The sequence below is a fragment of the Lysinibacillus sp. KCTC 33748 genome (genome assembly GCF_002237755.1).
Taxonomy (GTDB): Bacteria; Bacillota; Bacilli; order Bacillales_A; family Planococcaceae; genus Lysinibacillus.
The window spans coordinates 65,932-74,143 of sequence record NZ_MWSJ01000026.1; the positions used below are offsets into that span (position 1 = coordinate 65,932).

The window sequence follows — 8,212 nt, forward strand, 5'->3', positions numbered from 1 at the left end:
ATTATGCTCAATACGAATGTGGAGTGGATAAATAAAATGAAACACACTATCCGAAATATTTTTCAAATTTATAAAGGTGATATCCATAATATATTAACAAACTGGGTAGTTGCTGTCATTATTGGTGGGCTCATTTTTTTACCTTCTCTTTATGCGTGGCTTAATATCTACGCCTCTATGGATCCCTATGCCCATACTGCCAACATGAAAATTGCTGTTGTCAACGAAGACACAGGCGCGAATGTTAGAGGTGAAGATATTAATGTTGGTAACGAGGTAGTAGACAATTTAAGTACTAATCAAAACTTTACTTGGGAGTTTACTTCTCATGAGCAAGCTATAAATAACTTAAAAAATGGGGACTATTTTGCGGTTATAGTTGTCCCTAATGATTTTTCACAAAAGCTGACCTCCATACTGTCAAATGTGCCTACAAAAGCGCATATCGATTATTATGTAAATGAAAAAATCAATCCAATCGCTCCTAAAATCACAAGTAAAGGCGCGAGTGGCTTAACGCAACAAGTATCTAATGAGTTTATTTCAACTGTCAGCGGAACACTTTTCTCTATTTTTAATACGGTCGGTGTTGAGATGGAGCGGGAAATTCCCGACTTTAGAAAATTTGAAAATTATATTTTTACAATCGAACATCATCTCCCAGATATCGAAACATATTTAGCGCAAGCTGCTAAAGGTGGTAAAGAAGCTGAGACATTACTAAACCACACAATTACCCAAGTTCCCGAAGTTGAGAAATTAATGAATGATGGTCTAACAACGATCCATCGAGGCTTAAATTTGATCAATGAAGCTGATACAGTGTTCAACGAGCTATCCCCTATCATCAAAAAAGATTTAGAAGCAGTACAAAATATTGCTCAACGATTTACAGATATAATAGGGAAGCTTCAAAATGCGAATGTAGATTCAGCTACTATTGCGCAAATAAAAGATACAATTAAAAACCAGCTAGATGCATCACGTGAGAAAGTAACTACTAGCATCCAAACCATTGAAGCGCTTCAAAAATTAACACAAGCTGATGCGTCGACTCGTAAACAGCTTGAAAACAAGGTGCTAAACATCCAGACGGCACTACAGCAAAGTAATTCTGAAGATGTGAAGACTTTACTAACTAACAATAAAATAATTGAACAACTTGAAACTATACGTGGAGATTTGCAGGCGAATCCTAGTTTTACTGATTATTCTTTTAGCTCTCTAACCGCTTTAAATCAGCTGAATACATTACTAACCGACATCTCAAGTAAAGTACAGCAGTTAAATACGATAGATATCGAAACGATAAAAGAAGACCTTGCTGATGTGCAAAGCGTTGCACAAAATGTTTCTAATAATCTTCAGCAATTCCTTACTCATTATAATGATCAGTTAGAGCCACAAATTCATACGACGTTAGCTTCTGCCAAAAATACATTAACAAATGCATCAACAATGCTTACGAATGTAAAAAGTTTTCTGCCTCAAGCAACAGATCGTTTAACAAATGCTAAAAATATGTTAGCAACGGCTAATAAGACACTCGGTACAGTACAAACAAATTTCCCTGCTTTAAGTACAAAAATTAAGGATCTTGCAGACAAGCTGAGAACATTAGAAAGTGAAGCTGATATTTCAGAAATCGTTCAATTATTGAAAAACGACGTTAATGCAGAACGAGATTTCTTTGAGGAGCCTATTAAGCTTCAGGAACATAGAATGTTTCCAATTGCTAATTATGGAACAGCTATGACACCGTTTTACACTGTACTTTCCATCTGGGTTGGTTGTTTATTATTAATTTCTCTTCTATCTGTAAATATTCACAATAATGATCAATACAGTATTCGCCAAGTATACTTTGGACGTTTATTAACATTTGCAACTTTTTCATTTATTCAAACGCTCATTATTACAATTGGAGATATTGTTATTTTAGACGGGTCCATTAGTGCCCCTTACTTCTTTATTCCATTTGGGCTATTTATTAGCTTAGTGTTCGTTACAATTGTCTATACACTAGTATCCGTATTCGGAAATGTCGGAAAGGCTTTAGCCATTGTCATGTTAGTACTGCAAATTGCAGGTTCTGGTGGCACATATCCAGTAGAATTACTACCTAGATTTTTCCAAATCATGAATCCATTTCTTCCTTTCACTTATGCAATTGAAATGATGCGCGAGGCAGTTGGTGGTATTATTTGGTCAAAGGTATGGGTTGATCTAGCCTTTTTATCTTTCTTCTGGCTCATTTTCATTCTATTTGGTTTCTTCTTGAAAAAATTACTGAGTGAGAAAATGGAACATTTCATGAACAAAACACGCGGGTCAGATATATTTCATTGATTTTCATTTGCCTCCTTGTAAATATTTCAACGAACAATGTTATAATAGGCATATTGTAAACATATAGGGGGCGCTTTTGTTGAAAAAACTTCTTTCTATTTTTGCTTTGTCGTTATTAGTGTTAAGTGCTTGTGGTGAAGATAAACAAGCTGTTGAAAAAAATCAGAATGAAGCACAAAAAGAAGCTTCACACAAAGAACATGCACATGCTTCTGGAGATATTCAGGAGGAAACTGCATCAGCAGATGTTTTACCATCATTTTTAAACAATAAATCAGAAGATATTCGCTTAGTGTATCAAATCGCTGGACAATCTACAGAAATTTTAGAGTGGATGCCCTGCTATTGTGGCTGTGGCGAATCAGCTGGACATAAAAGCAATTTAAACTGCTTTATTGAAGAAAAACGAGAGGATGGAACAATTGTCTGGGATGATCACGGTACCCGTTGTCTCGTTTGCCTAGAAATTGCTGTACAGTCTGCAAAGATGCATAAAGATGGTATGGACATCAAAGAAATTCGTCAAACAATTGATAATAACTATAAAGAAGGCTACGCAAAACCAACACCGACTGACATGCCTGCTTAATAACAAAAAACTCATCGTTATGATGAGTTTTTTTGTTATTTAACGAGTTGTAACACTGTTTTAAAATGTGGATGATCTGCACGCTGTAATAACTCGTATAAAATCATTTCCACGCTTGTTGGTAAAATTCCAAGAGCCTTCATCTTCTCAAGTCCTACCTCTTTATTGCCCTTTGTACGAGACGACACTGCATCTGCAACCACTTCAACCTCAAACCCTTGCTCTTTTAGCTGTCGAGCTGTTTGGTAGACGCAAATATGTGTTTCGATACCTGTCACGATAAATTGAGAACGACCACTTGCCTTCAATGCATCTACAAACTCTTGTTCCTGGCACGCACTAAAAGCCAATTTAGCGATAGGTTGTTGCCCTTTAATATGCTGAGTAATCTCTAACGCTGTCCCACCTAAACGACTAGGATTTTGTTCAAGCCATAAAATCGGTATCTCCAATGCTTCCATAGCTTGTACCAGCTTGGCCACATTTTCAATCACCGATTCGCTTTCATCAACAATTGTCGCTAACTTCCCTTGTACATCAACGACAACTAAACATGCCTCATCTATTGTATACATTAAAACACCCCTTAAATCCGTATTCACAGTTCATTATACCGAAAATTACTGGTTTTTGTGAGAGGTTAGAAAAATATCGTCCTTTCAGCATGCTCCCCCTCACGATGTTTCATCTACACCCTCTCTGGGCTCAGACCTCACCCACGAAATGTGTCCTTCCGAGGAGGAATATGCAAGTGAGTACATATTTGGGGAGGATTTATTCCACACATAAACAAACACGAACATTTTGTAATTCCACCGATTAACCAATATATTAAATCACGAAGTATTAACTCTTATTAACATATCTAAATGTCTATTTGTTCGTGTTTAATCTTCAATATCTATTATAAATTTAACTCAATTTTGTACATTTTGTTGCGAGCCTGTCATTATTCTGCTCGAATAGTGAGAATTTTATTTTTTCTCTTGAAAATTGAGTTATAATCCAGTAAAGTGCTTTTATCCGCTTTAATAGTCAGTATCTATTTCTAAGTTCTTACATGAAAAATTTTGCTAGATGATATTAAACTGACTGTAAAAGCATGATAGATTCAACAATCAATTAGTAGGAACTAAATAACCTATGAATAAGGTTTAGCCTTATAAAACAAAACAAGGAGTGTACCACTTTGACACAACGTGCATACAATTTTAACGCAGGACCATCTGCCCTACCACTAGAAGTATTAGAAAAAGCCCAACAACAATTAGTAAACTTCCGTAACTCAGGCATGTCTATTATGGAAATGAGCCACCGTAGTGCCATTTTCGATGAAGTACATAATGAAGCAATTGCTTTATTGAAAAAGCTTTATGCTATCCCAGAAAACTATGAAGTCCTTTTCCTACAAGGTGGAGCTAGTCTTCAATTTACGATGATTCCAATGAACTTCCTTCAAGCAGATCAAAAAGCAAGCTACGTATTATCAGGCTCATGGTCTGAAAAAGCAATCAAAGAGGCTAAATTATTTGGTACGCCTGTAGAAGCTGCGAGTACAAAAGAAAATAAATACCGTAATATCCCAGCTTTAGCGGATATTCAATTCAATGAAGAGGATGCATATTTGCATATTACTTCAAACAATACGATTTACGGTACACAATGGAAGGAATTCCCTGAAACAGGCAATGTACCGTTAATCGCGGATATGTCTAGTGATATTCTTTCTAAACCAGTTGATATAAGTAAATTTGGTCTTATTTATGCAGGAGCTCAAAAAAATCTTGGTCCATCTGGGGTAACAGTAGTTATTATTCGCAAAGATTTATTAGAGAATGCGAATAATAACATTCCTACAATGTTAAAATATTCAACGCATGCTGATAGCAACTCTTTATACAATACGCCACCAACTTTCGGTATCTATATGCTAGGTGAAGTATTAAAATGGGTAGAATCAAAAGGCGGCGTTGCAGAAATTGAGAAGCACAATGAGTTAAAGGCAAAAGTCATTTATGATGCCATTGACAATAGCAACGGATTTTATAAAGGCCATGCAACACCAGAAAGCCGTTCTTTAATGAACATCACTTTCCGTGTTACTGATGAGGAACTTGAAAAACAATTCCTTGCTGAAGCAAAAGCAGCAGGCTTTGTTGGACTTAATGGACACCGTTCTGTAGGAGGCTGCCGTGCTTCTACTTATAATGCTGTACCGTTAGAGACTTGTGAAGCTTTACGTGACTTTATGGTAGAATTCCAACAAAAACATCAATAATAAAAAAATCGACGAATGATTTATTTAAAATCATTCGTCTTTTTTATTATTTGCGATAGAGGGCAAATTCCCACGATATATCTTTTCATATCATAAGAGCAATAAAAGTCGAAGCATTGAAGCTCCTAGTAGAACAACATAGTTACGATAAAAGAGGTAATTCCTAGTGAAACCTCACTTGGAATTACCCCTTCCTTTAAGTATTATCATCTCAAATTTTACAAAGCTTCAGGTTTACACTCGGGACATTTACCGTAAATCTCAAATTTATGGTTTTCAATTTCATAGTCTGGCAGCTTTTCTCCAAGCATTTCCATAGGGCAGAGATTTAGCTCCTTAACATTGCCACAATCCATACAAATAAAATGATGGTGATGATGTTCAGACTCACAATGCATACGGAAATTCCGCTCCCCTGATAACTCAGTTTCATCCAGTATTCCTAGCTTCACAAACGTTGAAAGGTTGCGATAAATCGTATCGAAACTCATACCCGGAAAATCTTTTTTCAAAACACCTAATAAATCTCGAGCAGTTAAATATTTATCTGTTGCTGCAAACATATCTAATATTAACTCCCGCTTATCTGTTTTTTTATAGCCGTTTTCTTTTAAAATTCCCCACGCTTTAGAAACGTTCACTGCGCTACCTCCCCCTGTTTTGCAGCCATTTTAAATACTAATTTCTTCACTAGGATAACAAGTAATAAAATTAAGATAGAAGTAACGACAATCGTACCACCAGGTGCTAAATCTAAATAGAAAGCACTAACTAAACCGATTAACACAGCCGCTTCGCCAAAGACAATTGCATAGATGATTGTTTGCTTAAAGCCCTTTGCAAGTCGCATTGCAGCAGCTACTGGTAACGTCATAAGTGATGATACAAGTAAAATACCAACGATGCGCATACTTGCAGCAATAACAAGTGCTGTAATAATCATAAATAAGAGATGAATCCAACGTGCAGGCAGACCGCTAGCTTTTGCATATTCCTCGTCAAAAGATAAAACAAAGAGTTCCTTGAAAAATATAAACAAAAAGATAGCGACAACAACAGCAATTCCTACTACTACCCATAAATCCTGACGTGATACAGCTGACACTGAACCAAATAAATAGCTCATTAAATCCGTGCTAAAGCCGCTTGCAAGCGAGATAAAGATTGCACTAATACCAATCCCACCTGACATAATAATGGGAATAGCAAGTTCTTCATAGTGCTTATATACACGTCTTAGACGCTCAATTAAAATGGAACCGCTGACAGAAGCCAGTATACCTAAGTAAATTGGATTTAGCATTGCCAAGGCTGTAACAGATTGACTGATATATAAGCTTCCCGCTATACCTGCCAGTGTCACATGTGATAAGGCATCAGCAATAAGTGAGAGCCTTCGAACGACAATAAAAACACCTAGCAGCGGTGCCAATATGCCAATAACTAGCCCAGAGAAAAAGGCATTTTGTAAAAATTCATAGTTAAATATTGCTTCAATCATTAGCCTTCTCCTTCTAGTGAATCTTTCTCACGGAATGACCGTACCAAGCATCAAGCGCATCGTGAGAAATTGTATCAAATTCATTTTTATAACCGTGGAAGTGGATAGTTTGATTTAAACATGCTACATGACTGATACGATTGGACACTGTATCCACATCGTGTGTAACAAGAATCATTGTAATTCCCTGTTCCCGATTCAATTTCGCCAGCATATCATAAAAGGACTGCACATTCTCGTGATCAATGCCGACAGTTGGTTCATCTAATATTAATAGCTTCGGTTCACTAACTAATGCCCTTGCAATAAAGACACGTTGCTGTTGCCCACCAGATAACTCTCCAATATTACGATTCATAAATGCTTCCATTCCAACAGCTTTTAATGCTTCTAAGACGTTTTCCTTTGCATCTCGTCCAGGTCTTTTAAATAAGCCTAATTTTTTGGATAATCCACTTTTCACAACCTCTTGTACGGTTGCTGGAAACCCTGAATTGAAGGCATTCGATTTTTGTGACACATACCCAATCCATTCACGATGCTTAAAAGTTGTACTTGGTTCACCAAATAGTTTAATTTCTCCAGACATTGGTTTTAGTAACCCTAAAATAATTTTTAATAATGTAGATTTCCCAGAACCGTTCGGACCTAGAAGTGCTAAAAAATCTCCCTCTTCCACTCGGAAAGAGATATTTTTTAATACTTGTGTATAGTCATATTGAAATGACACGTTTTCAATATCAATTAATGATTCTTTCATGTATGTTCTCTTCTTTCTAATTCAAAATCATTACGATTTAACAAGTTGTAAGTATAAATGAAAGTACAGTTTTTGTAAAGAAAATAAGATCATCATAACGTGTGGTTGATTTTTCGTTCCTACTGGGCACGTCAGTCTCCACTCCAATCAACTTATATCCATGGCATACGTTTTAACAAATGGTATCCACAACTTTTGGTGATGGCCAGAAAATAAGATTTTATTGTGAAGGATTTCATAGCTGTCACGACGTTCACAAGAATGATTTTGTTTTAAAAAATAAACAACTTTAAAAGGAGGATTAGCTTTGAGTATTCAATTTTTACAGCAATTAACACAAAGTAGTGATAAGGAAATCGTTGCGATTGCACGTTCTGAAGGGTTTGAAATTACTACTTCTGAAGTAAAAAAACTCCGGCCTTATTTGGAGCAATTCTCATTTTCATGGCTTTTTTTAGGTATTCCAAAAGATATTCTTGTAGAGGTTGAAGCTGTTTTAGGTAGAAAGCGTTCCAGACAACTAATTGCATTGTTTACGAAATAATCAATTTCATCTTTGTGTACTTATAGCTGACATTGCACTTTAGCTACAATTACTTTTACTAAATAAAAAGGTTCTAAGTCAAATGTTGGGGTGCTATACTCTTTCAGCACCTTAACCCAGATGAACTCCAATTTCTTTATACTTTAAATTTAATAAGATTTTTGCTCGAAAGTGATCGAAGCGTCGAAAGC

Annotated in this window: 8 protein-coding genes; 4 read left to right on the forward strand and 4 right to left on the reverse strand. The window is 36.1% G+C overall.

Features of this window, described 5'->3' with window-relative positions:
• Positions 1-36: 36 nt before the first annotated feature.
• Complete coding sequence (locus B1B04_RS21865) at positions 37-2,349, forward strand: YhgE/Pip domain-containing protein (RefSeq protein WP_079563456.1); 2,313 nt, start codon at positions 37-39, stop codon at positions 2,347-2,349.
• Between the two features lie 79 nt (positions 2,350-2,428).
• Positions 2,429-2,938 (forward strand): PCYCGC motif-containing (lipo)protein, encoded by a 510-nt coding sequence (locus B1B04_RS21870; RefSeq protein WP_079563457.1) that lies wholly within the window; start codon positions 2,429-2,431, stop codon positions 2,936-2,938.
• A 35-nt stretch (positions 2,939-2,973) separates the two neighbouring features.
• On the opposite strand, the gene B1B04_RS21875 is transcribed toward B1B04_RS21870, so the two are convergent.
• Entirely contained in the window at positions 2,974-3,513 is a 540-nt protein-coding gene (locus B1B04_RS21875) for a hydrolase (RefSeq protein WP_079563458.1), read from the reverse strand.
• A gap of 614 nt (positions 3,514-4,127) precedes the next feature.
• Here B1B04_RS21875 and serC point away from each other — a divergent pair.
• On the forward strand, positions 4,128-5,216 hold the full coding sequence (gene serC, locus B1B04_RS21880; RefSeq protein ID WP_079563459.1) for a 3-phosphoserine/phosphohydroxythreonine transaminase: 1,089 nt from the start codon (positions 4,128-4,130) through the stop codon (positions 5,214-5,216).
• A gap of 218 nt (positions 5,217-5,434) precedes the next feature.
• Here the strand turns inward: serC and B1B04_RS21885 are convergent, their stop codons facing one another.
• Genes B1B04_RS21885 through B1B04_RS21895 form a run of 3 tightly spaced genes read right to left on the reverse strand, consistent with a single transcriptional unit; the run spans position 5,435 to position 7,477 of the window.
• Positions 5,435-5,857, reverse strand: a complete 423-nt coding sequence (locus B1B04_RS21885) for a Fur family transcriptional regulator (protein WP_079563460.1) — start codon at positions 5,855-5,857, stop codon at positions 5,435-5,437.
• Positions 5,854-6,717 (reverse strand): metal ABC transporter permease, encoded by an 864-nt coding sequence (locus B1B04_RS21890; RefSeq protein WP_079563461.1) that lies wholly within the window; start codon positions 6,715-6,717, stop codon positions 5,854-5,856. Before B1B04_RS21890 ends, B1B04_RS21885 begins: the two co-directional genes overlap by 4 nt.
• A 13-nt stretch (positions 6,718-6,730) precedes the next feature.
• A complete protein-coding gene (locus B1B04_RS21895; protein WP_079563462.1) occupies positions 6,731-7,477 on the reverse strand; it encodes a metal ABC transporter ATP-binding protein in 747 nt (248 codons plus the stop codon).
• A 307-nt stretch (positions 7,478-7,784) separates the two neighbouring features.
• Here B1B04_RS21895 and B1B04_RS21900 point away from each other — a divergent pair, with 307 nt between their 5' ends.
• Positions 7,785-8,021, forward strand: coding sequence for a Nif11 family protein (locus B1B04_RS21900; protein WP_079563463.1), 237 nt, complete (start codon positions 7,785-7,787; stop codon positions 8,019-8,021).
• Positions 8,022-8,212 lie beyond the last annotated feature (191 nt).

What these genes read in the sequence shown, in the direction of transcription:
- B1B04_RS21875 (WP_079563458.1), bottom strand. Translation starts at nt 3,513, where the DNA reads ATGTATACAATAGATGAGGCATGTTTAGTTGTCGTTGATGTACAAGGG.
- B1B04_RS21890 (WP_079563461.1), bottom strand. Translation starts at nt 6,717, where the DNA reads ATGATTGAAGCAATATTTAACTATGAATTTTTACAAAATGCCTTTTTC.
- B1B04_RS21865 (WP_079563456.1), top strand. Translation starts at nt 37, where the DNA reads ATGAAACACACTATCCGAAATATTTTTCAAATTTATAAAGGTGATATC.
- B1B04_RS21895 (WP_079563462.1), bottom strand. Translation starts at nt 7,477, where the DNA reads ATGAAAGAATCATTAATTGATATTGAAAACGTGTCATTTCAATATGAC.